General features: G+C 70.2%; 11 protein-coding genes. 6 read left to right on the top strand and 5 right to left on the bottom strand.

Going from position 1 to position 15,573, the window contains the following annotated elements; all coding sequences use genetic code 11:
- Nucleotides 1–95 precede the first annotated feature (95 nt).
- The gene (locus ACIBCN_RS17580; RefSeq protein ID WP_396993295.1) at nt 96–1,403 is read left to right on the top strand and encodes a cytochrome P450; all 1,308 of its coding nucleotides are present in this window, start codon (nt 96–98) and stop codon (nt 1,401–1,403) included.
- 76 nt (nt 1,404–1,479) lie between these two features.
- On the opposite strand, the gene ACIBCN_RS17575 is transcribed toward ACIBCN_RS17580, so the two are convergent.
- On the bottom strand, nt 1,480–3,111 hold the full coding sequence (locus ACIBCN_RS17575) for a carboxylesterase/lipase family protein (protein ID WP_396992615.1): 1,632 nt from the start codon (nt 3,109–3,111) through the stop codon (nt 1,480–1,482).
- A 151-nt stretch (nt 3,112–3,262) separates the two neighbouring features.
- On the opposite strand from ACIBCN_RS17575, the gene ACIBCN_RS17570 reads away from it, so the two are divergent.
- Nucleotides 3,263–3,487, top strand: a complete 225-nt coding sequence (locus ACIBCN_RS17570) for a zinc ribbon domain-containing protein (RefSeq protein WP_396992614.1) — start codon at nt 3,263–3,265, stop codon at nt 3,485–3,487.
- Between the two features lie 39 nt (nt 3,488–3,526).
- On the opposite strand, the gene ACIBCN_RS17565 is transcribed toward ACIBCN_RS17570, so the two are convergent.
- The 4 genes from ACIBCN_RS17565 to ACIBCN_RS17550 form a co-directional block, all read right to left on the bottom strand.
- A complete protein-coding gene (locus tag ACIBCN_RS17565) occupies nt 3,527–3,802 on the bottom strand; it encodes a SelT/SelW/SelH family protein (protein ID WP_396992613.1) in 276 nt (91 codons plus the stop codon).
- 15 nt (nt 3,803–3,817) lie between these two features.
- A complete protein-coding gene (locus ACIBCN_RS17560) occupies nt 3,818–4,207 on the bottom strand; it encodes a YchJ family protein (protein ID WP_396992612.1) in 390 nt (129 codons plus the stop codon).
- 102 nt (nt 4,208–4,309) lie between these two features.
- The gene (locus ACIBCN_RS17555) at nt 4,310–4,759 is read right to left on the bottom strand and encodes a hypothetical protein (protein ID WP_396993294.1); all 450 of its coding nucleotides are present in this window, start codon (nt 4,757–4,759) and stop codon (nt 4,310–4,312) included.
- Between the two features lie 13 nt (nt 4,760–4,772).
- Nucleotides 4,773–7,190, bottom strand: coding sequence for an AAA family ATPase (locus ACIBCN_RS17550; protein ID WP_396992611.1), 2,418 nt, complete (start codon nt 7,188–7,190; stop codon nt 4,773–4,775).
- A gap of 423 nt (nt 7,191–7,613) precedes the next feature.
- Here ACIBCN_RS17550 and ACIBCN_RS17545 point away from each other — a divergent pair, with 423 nt between their 5' ends.
- The 4 genes from ACIBCN_RS17545 to ACIBCN_RS17530 all read left to right on the top strand — a co-directional run bounded on the left by ACIBCN_RS17545 (nt 7,614) and on the right by ACIBCN_RS17530 (nt 15,350).
- Nucleotides 7,614–10,487: an SWIM zinc finger family protein gene (locus ACIBCN_RS17545; protein ID WP_396992610.1), complete on the top strand. Its 2,874-nt coding sequence runs from the start codon at nt 7,614–7,616 to the stop codon at nt 10,485–10,487.
- A 71-nt stretch (nt 10,488–10,558) separates the two neighbouring features.
- Nucleotides 10,559–11,584 carry an AAA family ATPase gene (locus ACIBCN_RS17540; protein ID WP_396993293.1) on the top strand — a complete coding sequence of 342 codons (1,026 nt, stop codon included), beginning with the start codon at nt 10,559–10,561 and terminating at the stop codon, nt 11,582–11,584.
- 39 nt (nt 11,585–11,623) lie between these two features.
- Nucleotides 11,624–14,071 carry a DUF5682 family protein gene (locus ACIBCN_RS17535; RefSeq protein ID WP_396992609.1) on the top strand — a complete coding sequence of 816 codons (2,448 nt, stop codon included), beginning with the start codon at nt 11,624–11,626 and terminating at the stop codon, nt 14,069–14,071.
- A gap of 118 nt (nt 14,072–14,189) precedes the next feature.
- On the top strand, nt 14,190–15,350 hold the full coding sequence (locus tag ACIBCN_RS17530; protein WP_396992608.1) for a VWA domain-containing protein: 1,161 nt from the start codon (nt 14,190–14,192) through the stop codon (nt 15,348–15,350).
- Nucleotides 15,351–15,573 lie beyond the last annotated feature (223 nt).

Raw genomic sequence — 15,573 nt, 5'->3', positions numbered from 1 at the left:
CCACGGTATAGGCGGAAGTCCGACTAGGGGACGTTCCACATCCTGGCAGGTTTCCGTACGGTGGAGCTATCTCACAACGACGGGGTTGGTGAATGATGAAGCCGCAGTATTGGTTCCGCTGGTTATCCGGTCAAGGCGCGCCCCGGCTCGTGCTGCGCGCGCAGGCACGGCGCGGTGAGCCGTTCGCCGAACTGATGGGCGGGCCCACCGGGTTCGCCAATCCTTATCCCCTCATCGAGCGGCTACGCGGCGAGGGCAGGCTGATCCGCACCTCCATCGCCTGGGCGAGCTTCGACCACGAGCTGTGCCGATCCATCTTGCGCGACAACCGATTCGGTGTGCGCAGCACCGACAGCTTCAACACCCCCGCGCCGATGCGGAAGCTGGCCAAGCGCTTCCCGCTGCCGCCGAGCCCGGTAGAGCCGCCGTCCATGCTGGTGATCGACCCGCCGGAGCACACAAAGATGCGCAAGCCGGTCGCCTCCGCGTTCACCCCCCGCGCCATCGCCAGGTTGCGCGATCGGGTGGAAACGGTCACCGCGGAACTGCTCGACGCGCTGCCGTCCGGCGGCTCGGCCGATCTGATCACCGCCTTCGCCGCGCAGGTTCCGATCGCGATCATCTCCGAAATGCTCGGCTTCCCCGACGCGGACAAGGAACGATTCCTGCACTGGGGCGACCAGCTGACCCCGCTGCTCGACGTCGGCATCTCCTGGCGTGCGCACCGGCGCGCGATGCGGGCCATGGAGGTGATGAACGACTATTTCGACGAGCACATCGCGCGGCTGCGCCGCACCCCGGGCGAGGACATTCTCAGCACCCTGGTCACCGCCGGTGAGCTGGATATGTTCGCGCTCAAGGCATCCGCGAGCCTGCTGATGGGCGCGGGCTTCGAGACCACGGTGAACCTGATCGGCAACGGCGTGGTCCAGCTGCTCGAGCATCCGGAACAATTGGCGCGGCTGCGCGCCGAGCCCGAGCTGTGGCCGAATGCCATCGAAGAGATTCTTCGCTTCGACTCGCCGGTCCAGACAACGGCTCGAACCGCGTTGTGCGACATAGACATCAACGGCAACCAGCTGCGCGCGGGCGACACGGTCGTGCTGTCGCTGGCGGGCGCGAACCGCGATCCCGCGGTGTTCGCCGAGCCGGACCGCTTCGACGTCGGCCGCGCGAATGCCAAGGAGCACTTGTCGTTCAGCAGCGGCATCCACGTCTGCCTCGGGGCCAGCCTGGCCAGGATGGAAGGCGTCTACGCCCTGCAGTCGCTGTTCGACCGCTTCCCCGATTTGCAACTGGACGGAGCACCGCGGCGCCGGGAGTTGTTCACGCTGCATGGATATGAGCAGCTGCCGGTCCGGCTCGGTCGCCGGGCACGCACCCCCGAAGCCACCGCCGTCTGAGCGCGCGCGGCGACTCGGTTCCGCGTACCCGCGCCAATTTTGTTGCGGCCATGGGGAGAACCGAGACGCGGGGCGGTCAGCCGAAGCCGACCGCTTGCTCGCCCCACGCGGTGTGCAGATCCGCGTCCGGGTCGTCGACGATGCGGTCGACGGTGTCGATCAGCAAGGTGGTGCGCGTCGACGGACGGTACGGCGGCCAGTGTTTCGAGCCGTCGAGCGCGGCGGGAACGCCGTGCGTGGCAAAAGCCAACCAGCGCCGCATCATTCGCCCGGATACCTCCATGGCCACCTTGCGGCCGCCGAGCCAGAACGTCGGATCATGGTTGAACGAGCCGAAATTGCCGAACACATAAGGCAATTCGGTGGCGTGCCCCGCGCCGACCCGGGCGGCGCGCAGCATCGGCGTCGCGTGGTCGAAGCGATACATCCAGGTCGGTGAGTGCTGCGCGTGCGCGTCGGCCACCCAGTGCGCGGGCATCCGGAACGCGGCGTCGCCCGACATGGCCAGCGCGCCGCGAGTCTTGTCCAGATCCGGGTAGGCGGAGGTGATTTCGGCGATCCGCTCGTGCGACAGCTCCGGATGGCTGGCCGCCACATCGCTGAGCATCGCGTTCACCGCGTCCGGGGTCACCGGCATGATCGGCGAGCGGAACACCCGGAACAGCGACGCCTCGTCCTTGTTGGTGCCGATCATCAACGGCACCCGATGCGAGCGCCCGTGCTGGAACCGCTCGATCGGATAGGTCGGCAACAGATCACCGTCCACCACCGGCGCCGCCGCCAACCGGCCCGGCTCCTTCAACGGAATCTCGTCGAGCAGGATGCCCGCGACCTCGACGATCTTCTCGATCGGCCAGTCGAGCAGTTCGACGGCCCGATGCGGGGGCAGTTCCAGCAGCTCTAGGAACCGCCGGGCCACCGCGGCGGCCCGTTCCTGACCGAAAACGGTAGTCGCGGGCGGACTCTCCGCGATGGCCTTGTGGAACAGCCCGGCCGCGCGCGGCGAGGTCAGCAGCGCGGTAACGCAACCGGCACCGGAGGATTCGCCGAACAACGTCACGTTGCCAGGGTCGCCGCCGAACGCGGCGATATTGTCGCGCACCCATTCCAGCGCCGCGATCTGGTCGTGCAGCCCGAGATTCGGGGTGAACGGGCCCGGCAGCGAGGACAGATCGAGAAAACCGAGCGCACCGAGCCGGTAGTTCACGGTGACCACCACGACGTCACCGGCCTCGGCCAGCTTGCGTCCGTCGTAGATGCCCTGCGCCGCGGTGCCGAGGCAGTAGGCGCCGCCGTGCAACCAGACCAGCACCGGACGCGGTTCGCCGGTCTCGAAGGTGTGCACAACGTCGCCGACGTCGTGCCGGGGCGACCAGACGTTCACCCAGAGGCAGTCTTCGCCCATCCGCAGGTCGGAGTCGACGGGGACCATGTTGCCCATGGTCTGCGGGGCGATGTCGCCGAAGACCGCGCAATCCCGGGTTCCCGACCACTCGGGCGCGGGCAATGGCGGAAGGAAACGGTTTTCCCCGCTCGGCGCCGCCGCATACGGAATGCTGCGCCATACCGCCACCGGGCCGTCCCAGCGTCCGCGGATATTGCCCGAGGTAGTGGTGGCAACCGGCGCGGAGCCCACTTCCCAACCCGGTTCGGTCTCGAACTGAGTGCCCGGAGTGGCTGTACTGATCGGCTCGCCGCGTTCGCGCATGGTTCGCACCTCCTGCCAGGGACCCATCGGTGTGCTGCCGATTTGCTGCAGCGGGCCCCGCACCTCGTGATCTCTTCTTCGAGAGTACGTCCATGCTGACGACCTGGGAACGCGACGCACCATTATGAGACCCCGGCGGTACGCTTGACCGATGCCGAGTTACAGCTATCGGTGCCGCAGTTGCGGGGACACTTTCGAGATGAACCGCCCGATGGCGGAGTCGTCGAGTCCGGCGTCCTGCCCGAGCGGCCATGCCGACACAGTCAAGCTGCTGACCACGTTTGGCACGGTCAGCCGGGGTAATGCGGCGCCTGCGCCGAGTCAGGCCGCGCCGTCGGCCGGAGGTGGGTGCTGCGGCGGAGGCTGCTGCGGCTGAGCGTCGCGGTACCGCGATCGAGTGTCGCCGGGGCCGGGTTCAGTCCCGGCGATCGGCGTGGCCGAGATCACGGTCCGGCGCGACCCGGTCACGCACCCGCTGTTTCAACACCGCGATATCGGGAAAACCGCCGTCGGCCTTGCGTTCCCAGATCTGTTCGGCGTCGACGGTGATCCGGAAAACGCCGCCCGTCCCCGGAATCAGTGCCACCTCACCGAGTTCGGTGGCGAAGGTGCTCAACAGCTCCTGCGCCATCCAGCTCGCGCGCAGCAGCCAGCGGCACTGGGTGCAGTACTCGATCGCGACACGGGACATAGTGGGTCACGGTACTCAGCCTTCGATTTCACCGTCGAGGTAGACCCAGGCCCCGTCGGCGCGCAGGAACCTGCTCACCTCGTGCAGGGAGCCACGGGTGCCCTGCGCCCGATAGTGCGCGACGAACTCGACCAGGCCGGTCTCGTCGAACAGCCCGCCGTCAGCGGTGCGCAGTATCTCCAGGAACAACCACCGCTGCCCCGGGTCGAGCTCCAGCGTCGCAGGCCTGGTCCGCGGATGCCACGATCCACGAAGATAATCGGTGTCCCCGACCGCGAAAGCGGTGTAGCGCGAACGCATCAACGCCTCGGCGGTCGCCGCCGCCCGCTTCCCGTTCAGCACCGGCCCGCAGCAGTCGTCGAAGGCCTCGCCCCGGCCACACGGACACATCCGCGTCCCACTCATCCGTCGATTGTCGCGCGTCGCCCGCAACAAGATCGGGCCGGGTAGCCAGGACCGGCCGCACACCGTCCCGAGCGAGCTGGCCCGGCCGGTCGATTCCGCCGCTCAGCGGGCCTCGACGGCCGACAGGGCCTTGGCGATCGCGACGGTTTGTTCGCGCCAGCGGCGTAGGTCGGTGACGCTGGGCGCGAGCTCGTAGTCGTGGTGGTGCGCGGCCCTGGAGAGCGCGGCCCACAGGGCGGCGACCTGCGCGGCGACCTCGGGACCGGCGAAGGTGCGCAGTGCGATCAGCTGGGCCCGCATCGGACAGCGCATCAGGGCGGGCGCCAGCCTGGTCCACAGCTCATCGACGGACTGCTCCAACGCGATTCGCAGAATCCACGCGGTGGCGCGGGACCACAGGCCACCCGCGTCGGTCACCGATCCGGCCAGCAGGCGATCCACCGTGTCGAGCCGCTCGGCCACCGACGGCCGCGGCCGCCTCGGGCTCTTCGCCGGTCCGCGCTTTCCGCGCCCGCCACCGTCCGGACCGCGGCGCGGCCCGCGCTGCGTCATCGCCACCGCGCGGTCACCTCGCCAGCCACGCGACGAATCGTTCGGTCTCGGTGATCAATTCGCGCATGCCGCGCCCGATCGGCACGTGCGCACCGGCAGTCGCGTCGCGCAGCGCCTCGACCACCCATTTCCCTTCGCGCGCAACGAGATGCTTGTTGAGATCGTCGACCTTGCCGCCGACGCCCATCACCGCGAGAGCGACCTTGGCCCTGGTGGATTGGGCCGCATCGATGTGGCGCTCCACCTCGCGGTGATTCATGCCGTCCGCGAGCAGGGTGCGTCTGGCCCGGCCCAGGCTCGCGGCCTCCACCGCGGAACGGCAGCAGGTGGCGACGAGTTCGTCGGCGATGGCCTGCGGCAGCTGCGGGGTGCGCACCAGCGCGCGGGCGTCGTCGAGATAGCGGCGGACCGGGTCGCTGGATACCCGCACCTCGACCACCGAACGGTCGCGGCGCTGCACCTCCAGCACGGTGGCGTCCAGCTGCATCCGGCGCACCGCTTCCGCGAGGCGCTCGTCATGGGTGAACACGACCACCTGTCGCGTCCACGCGACCGCGGCGAGCACCCTGGCCAGCCCGTCCACCTTCGCCGGGTCCATCGCCTGCACCGGGTCGTCGATCATGACGAAGCGGAACGGGCTCTCCTCGACCGTGGCCCTCGGCAGGAACAGCGACAGCCCGAGTGCGTGCAGCTCGCCCTGGCTCATCACACCGAGCGCGGCCCCGTCCACGTCGTCGACGGTGACGTCGAGCAGCACCCGGCGGGCGGTTCCGGCGTTGCCCTGCAAGGTGATCGAGCCGAGTTCCACGTTGCTCTGCTGGCGCAGCGTCTGCCAGACCCAGCGCGCCGTGGTCTCCAGCGGCGTCATCCGTTCGCCGCGCAGGCCGGCGGTGGCGGACTTGAGCCAGTCCTCGGCCTTCTTGACGGTGCGCAGTTCGGCGGCGTGCGCGGCGACCTCGCGCGCGCCCTCCAGCCAGCTCACGATGCGCGGCACCAGCGGGGTCCACACCTCGTCGAGGCGGTCGAGTTCCTTGCGGGTGCCCTGCTGCACCTGTTCGAGTTCGTCGACCAGTCGCGCGTGCGCGCCGCGCAGCCGGTCCGGCAGGTCGGTGCTGTAGTCGGCGGAGGTGAGCGCGGCCCAGTCGGCCCAGGCCCGGCGGACGGCGGCGGTATCCACCGAGGGCGGGTTGCGCGGGTCGAAATCCAGTTCCGGCGGAATGAGATCCGGCAGCGACCGCGCCGCGCGCATCGCGTCGCCGAGTTCGGTGCGCGCGGTGGTCAGCGCGTCGACCCGCGCGGCAAGGGCGGCGATCGAGGCGTCGGCCTCGCGCGCCCACGCGTCGTCCAGGTCGCCGCGACCGCACACCGGGCACGGACAGGTACCGGTGGCGGTGTGGTGGTCGCGGGCCCGGCGCAACAACTCCAGCACGCGCAGGTCGGCCTCGGCATCGGCGGTGGTACCGCGAGTCAGCGCCGTGCCGCATTCCGCGAGCCGGGTGGCCACCTGCGCGACCTCCGCCGCCGTCGGCAGGGTGAGCCGCACGATCGCGCGCAGGCCCGCCGGGCCGTCCGGATCGTCGAAGGTGCCGATCACCTCGCGCCCGACGGCGGCGAGGTCCGGTTGCGCGGGGCGGAGCAGGCCGTTCACCCGCACCGCGCGGTCGTCGGCCACCGTCTCGAGTGCCTCGAGCAGCTCGAGGCGTTCCTGGCGTGAATCGCGCACGGCGCGTTCCAGTTCCAGGCGGCGCAGCCGAATTCGCTCCTGCGCCAAGGTCAGTTCGTCGAGGCCGAGCAGTTGGTGCAGCGCGTCGAACAGGTCGCTCGGTTTGCCGTCGACCAGCGCGCCGAGCTCGCTGTAGGACAGGAACGGGCGGTAGAGCTCCAGCCTGCCTGCCCAGCGGTCCATATCGAATTCGGTTGGCGCGGTGGGCGGATGCTGTTCGGTCCAGGTCGCGTCGGGTAGGTCCGCGTCGGCGGCCCATTCCTTGGCGATGGTCAGCTGTGGCTTGCTGCCGGTGGTGAGCAGCTCCACCTCGATGCGGGCGGTGCCGCCGTCGTGCAGGTTGCGCCAGCCCTCCCGCCAGGCCGCGGATCGACCGTCCCAGCGGCGATTTCCGCCGGTGAACACCAACTCGGCGGCCTCGGCGAAGCTGGACTTGCCGCTGCCGTTGCGGCCGACGACCAGGGTGAGGCCGGGGCCGGGCGGCAATTGCAGCTCGGCTTGCGGGCCGATGCCGCGGAAGCCGCGCACCCGGATGGCGCGCAGGAAGATCCCGCCGTCGTCGAATTCGGTTGCCCGCTCATCGTTCTCGGTGCCGCCGAGGGCGCGCAGCACGGTTCGTGCGACCGACGGGGTCACCGAGGGGTCCGCGGCGAGCCTGCGGGTAACCACCTCGGTCAATCTCGGCACCGGATCGGCGTCGGGACGCACTTTGATTGGACCCCCTCCACCACCGAGCCGCTACCGGTCCTCCGGCTCCGTGCACGGCGCCACTGTCGAAGCTGTGCGAAACGCTACCCGATCGCGTCGGATTCGCCCACCGGAGGAAATCCTCCGGCCCCGATGCGAATCTGCCCGCGCGGGGATGGATATGGCCATCGAAACGGCTGGGGCCGCGCTTCGATGTCCACCCCTCGCCAGCCCCGGCGGGCAGCTCGTCGGTGTATCACCCGATTTGGATGGTTCGGTCGAGCCGAACAGGACAGAATGCCAGAGAACACCCATGTACGCAAGAGGTTTTTGACATCGAAACCCGCGACGGCACAGCAATTTCCGTGCGAACCACACCGGCCGGGTCGGCACTTGTCGGTGCCCTGGGGTAGAAATCCGGTCAACCGAGGAACGGGGGAAGACATGACGCGCTGGAGCGAGGACCAGGTCACGGCGCTCGCGCCGGACGCGAGCTCGCTGTCCGCCGCGCGGAAACTCGCGAGCCGCTGGCGCGGTACCGGGCAGCACGACACCGCGCTGTGGGGGCTGTGCCAGGGCAGCGGCGCCAAGCCGTATCAGACGATCATCGATCTGTCCGGGCCCGCGTACAAGTGCTCCTGTCCGAGCCGCAAATTCCCGTGCAAGCACGCGCTGTCGCTGTTGCTGGAGTGGGCTGCGGGCCGGGTCGAGCAGGCACCGGAGACCATCGATTTCGCGGCCGGCTGGATCGACGGCCGGATCGCCAAAGCGGCCGAGCCCGCGGCGGAGGCGGCCACGCGCACCGCGAATCCGGCGACCGCGGAACAGCGGCGGGTCCGGGTCACCGCGGGGCTCGCCGAACTCGATGTGTGGCTCGGTGATCAGGTGCGCACCGGCCTGGCGCAGACCGACCGATCGTTCCGGGCGTTCGAGACGATCGCCGCCCGAATGGTCGACGCGCAGGCACCCGGCGTCGCCTCGGCGCTGCGTCAGCTGCCGACCGCAGTGGTTACCAGGGACGACTGGCCCGAGGTGGTGCTGCGCGAATACGCGCGGCTGCACCTGCTCGTCACGGCGCACAGCCGGCTGGACGAGCTCGCGCCCGAGCTACGCGCCAGCATCCGCACGCATGTCGGCTATCCGAATCCCGCAGAGGCGGTACGCACCGAGCCCGCCGTGCGGGATCGGTGGATGGTGCTCGGCGTGCGGATCACCGAGGACGAACGCCTCTACACCCGGCGAACGTGGTTGTACGGGCGCGAGTCTCGGCGTTGGGCGCTGGTGGTCGACCACTCATTCGGGTCGCCGGGCTTCCCCGCGGACGTGCCGCCCCTCGGCCTGCTCGCCGAAGCGGACCTGCACTACTACCCCGGCGCCGCCCCGCTGCGCGCGCTCTGGGGTGAACGGCACAGTGCGGCAGAGCCTTTCACGACGCTGCCGACCGATCCGGACCGGCCGGGCACGGTGGCCGCCGCGCTCGCCGACCACGCCGCGGCACTCGGCGGCGATCCGTGGCTGCGCGGATGGCCGGTGCTACTCGTCGACGTGGTACCGGTACTCACCGAAAGTGGTTGGTACATCACCGAATCCGACGGCACCGCACTGCCGATGGCACCGACTGAGCAGCCATGGCGGCTGCTCGGCGTGTCCGGCGGCCATCCGGTGACCGTTGCCGCCGACTGGACCCTCGAGGGCTTGGTGCCGATCTCGGTGTTCAGTGCCGGCGAGGTGATCGATCTGGCCAGGCTCGATCCGGTCGGCCGGAGTGCGCCCAATGCTCGAACGACGAACTCCGCGCACGCCGCCGACCTGACCTCCGTCGCGCTGCTCGGCACCGCGCGCCGGGCACCGGACCTCACCCGGCTGGCCGCGCCGGTGGCCGACGCCGCCCACCGGCTACCCGCCGATCCGGCGCTGCGCCTGCTCGAATCCGCCGCGCTCCAGGATATTTTCGCGCGCGGCGGAGTCCGCCCGGCCACCGCGAAGGCGCCCGAGCCCGCCGAGGACGACACCCGGCGGCGGCTGCCCCCCAGCGCGGCCGGTCACCTCTCCCGGATGCTGCAGGAGCGTTCCCCCTTCCTGTCCGAATGGTTCACCGCGGCAGCGCCGCACGACTATCGCGCGCCCGACGCGCTGTGCGGCCAGCTGCTCGACCAGGCGAAGAGCAGTGCCGAACTGCGCGAACCGCTGCTGCGCCTGGCGGGCGCCCGCGGGCGGTGGCTCGCAGGCCAGCATCCGGAATGGCGAAACCTGGTGCGCAGGCAGTCCACCGCGGCTCCCACCGAGGAGGTCTGGCAGTTCGGGCAGCCGCCGGAGCGCCGGGGCTGGCTGGCCGAGCTGCGCCGCCGGGATGCCGACGCGGCGCGCGAAACGCTCGCCGCGGCATGGCCGAAAGAATCCGGGCCGTTGAAGGCGGAGCTGCTCGCCGTACTCGCCGACGGGATTTCGCGGGCCGACGAACCGCTGTTGGAAGCCGGGTTGGACGATCGGCGTTCCGACGTCCGGCGGACCGCCGCCGGTCTGCTCACGCTGCTGTCCGATTCGGCGTTCGCGCACCGAATGACGCGGCGGGCGACCGAGTGGGTCCGTGTCGAACACCGCATGCTGCACACCGAACTCGTTGTCGCCCTGCCCGATACGCTCGATCCGCCCGCGCATCGCGACGGCATCACCGACCGCAGCGTCGAGTTCACCTACCGGTGGGGCGGCGCACCCGACGTCACCGCGGGCCGACTGCGCCAGCTGGTGGCGGCGACACCGCTCAGCCACTGGGCGAGCGTGCTCGGCGCACCCGACAAGGCGGTCAAGGCCACCATCGACGACCGCTTCCGCCAGCCGGTCTTCGATGGCTGGGTGGATGCCGCACTGGCACAGCATGATTCGGTGTGGGCGCGGGCCGTATTCGACGCGGGCGTGCCAACCGACGTCGCCATGCTGCGCAGGCGCGAACTGTTCGCGCTGCTACCGATGGCCGATCGCACCCGGCACCTGCTCGATTTGGACGGCTCCTGGCTCTCCGAGATCGAGGCGCTGCTGCCCGCGATGGGGCATCCGTGGCCGGAACCGCTGGCGCAGCACCTGATGCTGCTGCTGTTCGAACGTGCGCGCGCGGCGGCCCGCCGCCCGGAGGCGCACGGCAACACCCCCAACGCGCACCGATCGCTGCTGTCCGCGGCGTCGGTGCACCTACCCGTTGACGCCGCGGGCGCCGCCGCCGTGGTGGCCCGCCGCTGCGGCGATCCCACCTGGGAGCGAGCCTTCGATCAGCTCGCACACGACCTCAACCACCGCTCGATGATGCTCGAGGAGTTGCAGTGACCACTACCGACGTGACGCCCGACCTGCTGCGTCCGCATGCCGAACAGGCCTACGCCGACGAACTGCGCGCCATGACGGCCGCCGACGAACGTCCGCGCCCGCCGTCCTGGCGGCTCTCCCCGTGGGCGGTGGTCACCTACCTGCTCGGCGGCACCCTCGACGACGGCACCGTGATCAGCCCGAAGTACGTCGGTCCGCGCAGGCTGATGGAGGTGGCGGTCGCGACGCTGGCCACCGACCGGGCGCTGTTGCTGCTCGGCGTGCCCGGCACCGCCAAAACCTGGGTGTCGGAGCATCTTTCGGCCGCCATCTGCGGTGAATCGACGCTGCTCGTGCAGGGCACGTCGGGGACGGCGGAGGAGGCGATCCGGTACGGCTGGAACTACGCGCGCCTGCTCGCCGAGGGCCCGAGCGAGGGCGCGCTGGTGCCGTCGCCGGTGCTGACCGCGATGCGCGCGGGTTCGATCGCCAGGATCGAGGAGCTCACCCGCATCCCCTCCGATGTGCAGGACGCGCTGATCACCGTGCTGTCCGAGAAGACGCTGCCGGTGCCGGAACTCGGCACCGAGGTGCAGGCGGCCAAGGGCTTCAACGTCATTGCCACGGCCAACGATCGCGACCGCGGCGTGAACGAGCTGTCCTCCGCGCTGCGCCGCCGTTTCAACACCGTGGTGCTGCCGCTGCCCGCCAGCGAAGACGAGGAGGTCGCCATCGTCAGCCGCCGCGTCGAACAGCTCGGCGCCTCGCTGGAACTGCCGAAGGTGCCCGCCGCGGCCGAGGAGGTGCGCCGGGTGGTGCGCGTCTTCCGCGAATTGCGGTCCGGCATCACCGCCGACGGCCGCACCAAGCTCAAATCGCCCTCCGGCACTCTTTCCACCGCCGAGGCCATCTCGGTGATCACCAACGGGATCGCCCTGTCGGTGCACTTCGGTGACGGCGTCCTGCGCGCCGCCGACATCGCGGGCGCCGTCCTTGGTTCGGTGATCAAGGATCCGGTCGCCGACGCGGTCGTGTGGACCGAGTATCTGGAAGCCGTTGTCCGCGAACGCCCGGAGTGGTCGGACTTCTACCGGGCCTGCCGCGAGATCTCCGGGTGAGCATCGAAATCAGCAGGCGGAACAGCAGGGGGTGACACCATGACGCAAGCGCAGCACGACGTCGCGGCCGACGATCGCTCGACGTCCGGCGGCCCGCAGACCCGCGTGTTCGGCATCCGCCACCACGGGCCGGGTTCCGCGCGATCACTTCGGTTGGCGCTGGAGGCATTTCAGCCCGACATCATCTTGATCGAGGGGCCCGCCGACGCCGATCCGCTGGTCGGGTATGTCGCGGCCGAGGGGATGGCGCCACCGGTCGCGCTGCTGGCCTACGTGCCGGACGCACCGGCGAAGGCGGCGTTCTGGCCGTACGCGGTGTTCTCGCCGGAGTGGCAGGCGCTGCGTTTTGCCGCCGAACACGGTGTGCCCGTTCGATTCTGCGATCTGCCCGCCACCACGGTGCTCGCCGCCGAGGAGGAGCCCGGCGATCGGTTCGACCCGTTGACCGAGCTCGCCGCGGCGGGCGGCTACGACGACGCCGAGCGGTGGTGGGACGCGGTCGTCGAATCCGCCCCCGACGCCACCGCTTTCGCGGCGATCACCGAGGCGATGGGTGCGCTGCGCGAAGGCGCCGAGCAGGTTTCGACCGAGCTCGAGCCGAACACCGCCATGCTGGACGATCCCACTGCGGCGGTCGAACTCGATGCCGACCAACAAGATCCGCCGCCGCGGGCGGCGCAACCGACGATCGACCTGCGACCGGACGACGACAGGGAGGCAGGCACCAACTCGGTCGCCGAAGCAACCGACGATGTCATCGAGCTGGAACCGATCCGGCTCGGGCCCGTTCGCATCGACGCGCACACGCTGCGGCGCGAGGCTTACATGCGGCAGACGATGCGCAAGGCGCTCAAAGACGGGGCGGTCCGCCTCGCGGTGGTATGTGGCGCCTGGCACGCGCCCGCCCTCGCGGGCAAGCTCGGAACCGCGGCCGCGGATACCCGGCTGCTGAAGGGACTTCCGAAGACGAAAGCCACCCTGACCTGGGTGCCGTGGACGCATTCGCGACTGTCCACGATCTCCGGATACGGCGCGGGGATCACCTCACCCGGCTGGTACCACCACCTGTTCACCGAGACCGAGCGGCCGATCGTCCGCTGGCTCACCAAGGTGGCCGGGGTGCTGCGGGCGCACGATCTGCCGGTGTCGAGCGCGCACATCATCGAGGCCGTCCGCCTCGCCGACGCCCTCGCCGCCATGCGTGATCGCCCGCTGGCCGGGTTGTCCGAGGTCACCGAGGCCACCCGTGCGGTGATGTGTGCGGGCGACGAGACCATGCTGCGGCTGGTCGTCAACGAACTCGTCGTCGGCGAGGCGCTCGGCACCGTGCCCGAGGGCACGCCGACCGTCCCGCTCGACGCCGACCTGCGCGCCCGGATCCGCACGCTGCGGATGAAGCAGGAGGCGCTCTCCCGAATCCTCGACCTCGACCTGCGCAAGGAACGTGAGGTCGAGCGCTCCCGCCTGCTGCACCGGCTGCGCGTGCTCGACATCCCCTGGGGCACGCTCACCGCCAGCGAGGTGCGCAGCACCGGCACCTTCCGGGAGACCTGGACGCTGGAATGGCGACCGGAGTACGCCATTTCGATCATCGAGGCATCCCGCTGGGGCACCACCATCCGCACCGCCGCCGAGGCGAAGATCCTCGACACGGCGAGCCGCGCGGACAGCACCGTCGGCGATCTCGCGGCGGCACTGGAGGTCGTGCTGCTCGCCGATCTCGGCGGCGCCACCGACGGACTGATCACCCGGCTGGCCTCGGCCGCCGCGCTGGACCACGACATCACCCATCTGCTCGCCGCGCTGCCCGGCCTGATCAGGACGCTGCGCTACGGCGACGTCCGCGGCACCGACACCAAGGCGCTCGCGCACGTCGCCGACGGCCTGCTGGTGCGGGTCTGCGCGGGCCTGCCCGGCGCCGTCACCGGCCTGGACACCGACGCGGCCACCGAGCTCCGCACCATGCTCGACGCGGCGCACACCGCCATCAACACTCGCGACGACGGCTGGGCCACCGGCGAATGGCTCGGCGCGCTCGGCAAGCTCGCCGATCGCGACGACGTGCACGGCGTCCTCGTCGGCCGCGCCGTCCGGCTGCTGTGCGACGCGGGCATCATCGACGAGATCGATTCCGCCCGTCGGCTTTCCGCCGCCCTGTCGGTCGGCAATACCGCCGCCGCGAAGGCCGCCTGGGTCGACGGCTTCCTCAGCGGTCGTGGGCTCCTGCTGGTGCACGACCGAGAGTTGTTGCGCCTCATCGACGATTGGCTGCGGGCACTGCGCGAAGACCAGTTCGTCGAGACACTCCCCCTGCTGCGCAGAACCTTCGGCGCCTTCGAGTCGGGCGAGCGCCGCGCCATCGGCCAGGCGGTGCGCGACGGCGGTGCCGCACCCCTCGGGACCGGTGCGGACGACGGAAGTTTGGACGTCGCGCGCGGCACCATCGCGCTACGCGCCGCCGCGGAGATCTTGGGGGTCTCGGTATGAACTTGCCACCACTTGCCGCACATTCCGGCTCGACCGCCCTGGCACGGCGGCTCGCCTTTAGTCGGCCGACATGCAGCTTCACCTCGAGCGATGACTCGACCGGCACTCAGGGGATGCGATGAACGCCATCGATGAAACACAGTCACGCCGTTGGCGTTTGGTGCTCGGCGCCGCCGCCGAGGAGGGGCTCGGCGGACTCGGCGAGGGCGACGACGTCGCGATGGACCGGGCACTGTCGGCGCTGTACAACGACGACGAGCGGACCTCGGGCAAGCGATCGGGCGGCCTGGAGGGGTCCGCGCCTCGGGTGGCCCGCTGGCTCGGCGACATCCGCAACTACTTTCCCTCGACCGTCGTCGAGGTGATGCAGCGCGACGCGGTGCAACGGCTGAACCTCACCCAGCTGCTGCTGGAGCCGGAGTTGCTCGAGGCGGTCGAGCCGGACGTGCACCTGGTCGGCACCTTGCTCAGCCTGAACCGGGTGATGCCCGAGACCACCAAGGCCACCGCGCGTCTGGTGGTGCGGAAGGTGGTGCGCGAGATCGAGCAGCGCATCGCCGCGCACACGGTGGCCGCCGTCTCCGGCGCGTTGAACCGGGCCGCGCGCGTCTCCCGGCCCCGGCTGCGCGATATCGACTGGGACCGCACCATCCGCAAGAACCTGGCCAACTACCTGCCCGAGCATCGCACCGTCGTGCCCGAGCGGCTGGTCGGCTACGGCCGCAAAGCCCAAGCGGTACAACGCGATGTCGTGCTCGCCATCGACCAATCCGGCTCGATGGCCGCCAGCGTCGTCTACGCCTCCGTCTTCGGCGCCGTACTCGCCTCGATGCGCTCGCTGAAGACTTCGCTCGTCGTTTTCGACACCGAGATCGTCGATCTCACCGACAAACTCGACGACCCCGTCGACGTCCTGTTCGGCACCCAGCTCGGCGGCGGCACCGACATCAACCGGGCCATCGCCTACTCGCAAACCCTCATCACCCGCCCCACCGACTCCCTGTTCGTGCTCATCTCCGACCTCTACGAGGGCGGCGTCCGCGACGAAATGCTGCGCCGGGTCAATGCGATGAAGGAGTCCGGCGTCCAGGTGGTTGTGCTGCTCGCCCTCTCCGACGAAGGCGCCCCCGCCTTCGACCACGACAATGCCGCGGCCCTGGCCGCCCTCGGCGTCCCGGCCTTCGCCTGCACCCCAGACAAATTCCCCGCCCTACTCGCCGTAGCCCTGGACCGCGGCGACCTGAGAGCCTGGGCCAACGCCAACACGAGCCACAGCTGACTCCCCCTTGGTGGCCGCGGATCCCGCCTGACAGATCAGCCGGACAAGCTGGAGATCGCCGCGACCAGGTTGATCAACTGCACGGCGATGCCGAGCAGGGTGGAGAGCGTGGTGAGGAATTCCATCGGGCTCCTTAAGTTCGTTGGGGTTCAGTACGTTGTGCTGGACACCCAGGCGGGTCGGGTGAGGCTTGAGAAAGGTGCTTGTCGGCCTTGTTGGTGCG

It is taken from the genome of Nocardia sp. NPDC051052 (assembly GCF_044456045.1).
Classification (GTDB): Bacteria; Actinomycetota; Actinomycetes; order Mycobacteriales; family Mycobacteriaceae; genus Nocardia.
This window is presented reverse-complemented; position numbering and strand designations above follow the sequence as displayed.

What these genes read in the sequence shown, in the direction of transcription:
- ACIBCN_RS17580 (WP_396993295.1), top strand. Translation starts at nt 96, where the DNA reads ATGAAGCCGCAGTATTGGTTCCGCTGGTTATCCGGTCAAGGCGCGCCC.
- ACIBCN_RS17575 (WP_396992615.1), bottom strand. Translation starts at nt 3,111, where the DNA reads ATGCGCGAACGCGGCGAGCCGATCAGTACAGCCACTCCGGGCACTCAG.
- ACIBCN_RS17570 (WP_396992614.1), top strand. Translation starts at nt 3,263, where the DNA reads ATGCCGAGTTACAGCTATCGGTGCCGCAGTTGCGGGGACACTTTCGAG.
- ACIBCN_RS17565 (WP_396992613.1), bottom strand. Translation starts at nt 3,802, where the DNA reads ATGTCCCGTGTCGCGATCGAGTACTGCACCCAGTGCCGCTGGCTGCTG.
- ACIBCN_RS17560 (WP_396992612.1), bottom strand. Translation starts at nt 4,207, where the DNA reads ATGAGTGGGACGCGGATGTGTCCGTGTGGCCGGGGCGAGGCCTTCGAC.
- ACIBCN_RS17555 (WP_396993294.1), bottom strand. Translation starts at nt 4,759, where the DNA reads ATGACGCAGCGCGGGCCGCGCCGCGGTCCGGACGGTGGCGGGCGCGGA.
- ACIBCN_RS17545 (WP_396992610.1), top strand. Translation starts at nt 7,614, where the DNA reads ATGACGCGCTGGAGCGAGGACCAGGTCACGGCGCTCGCGCCGGACGCG.
- ACIBCN_RS17540 (WP_396993293.1), top strand. Translation starts at nt 10,559, where the DNA reads ATGACGGCCGCCGACGAACGTCCGCGCCCGCCGTCCTGGCGGCTCTCC.
- ACIBCN_RS17535 (WP_396992609.1), top strand. Translation starts at nt 11,624, where the DNA reads ATGACGCAAGCGCAGCACGACGTCGCGGCCGACGATCGCTCGACGTCC.
- ACIBCN_RS17530 (WP_396992608.1), top strand. Translation starts at nt 14,190, where the DNA reads ATGAACGCCATCGATGAAACACAGTCACGCCGTTGGCGTTTGGTGCTC.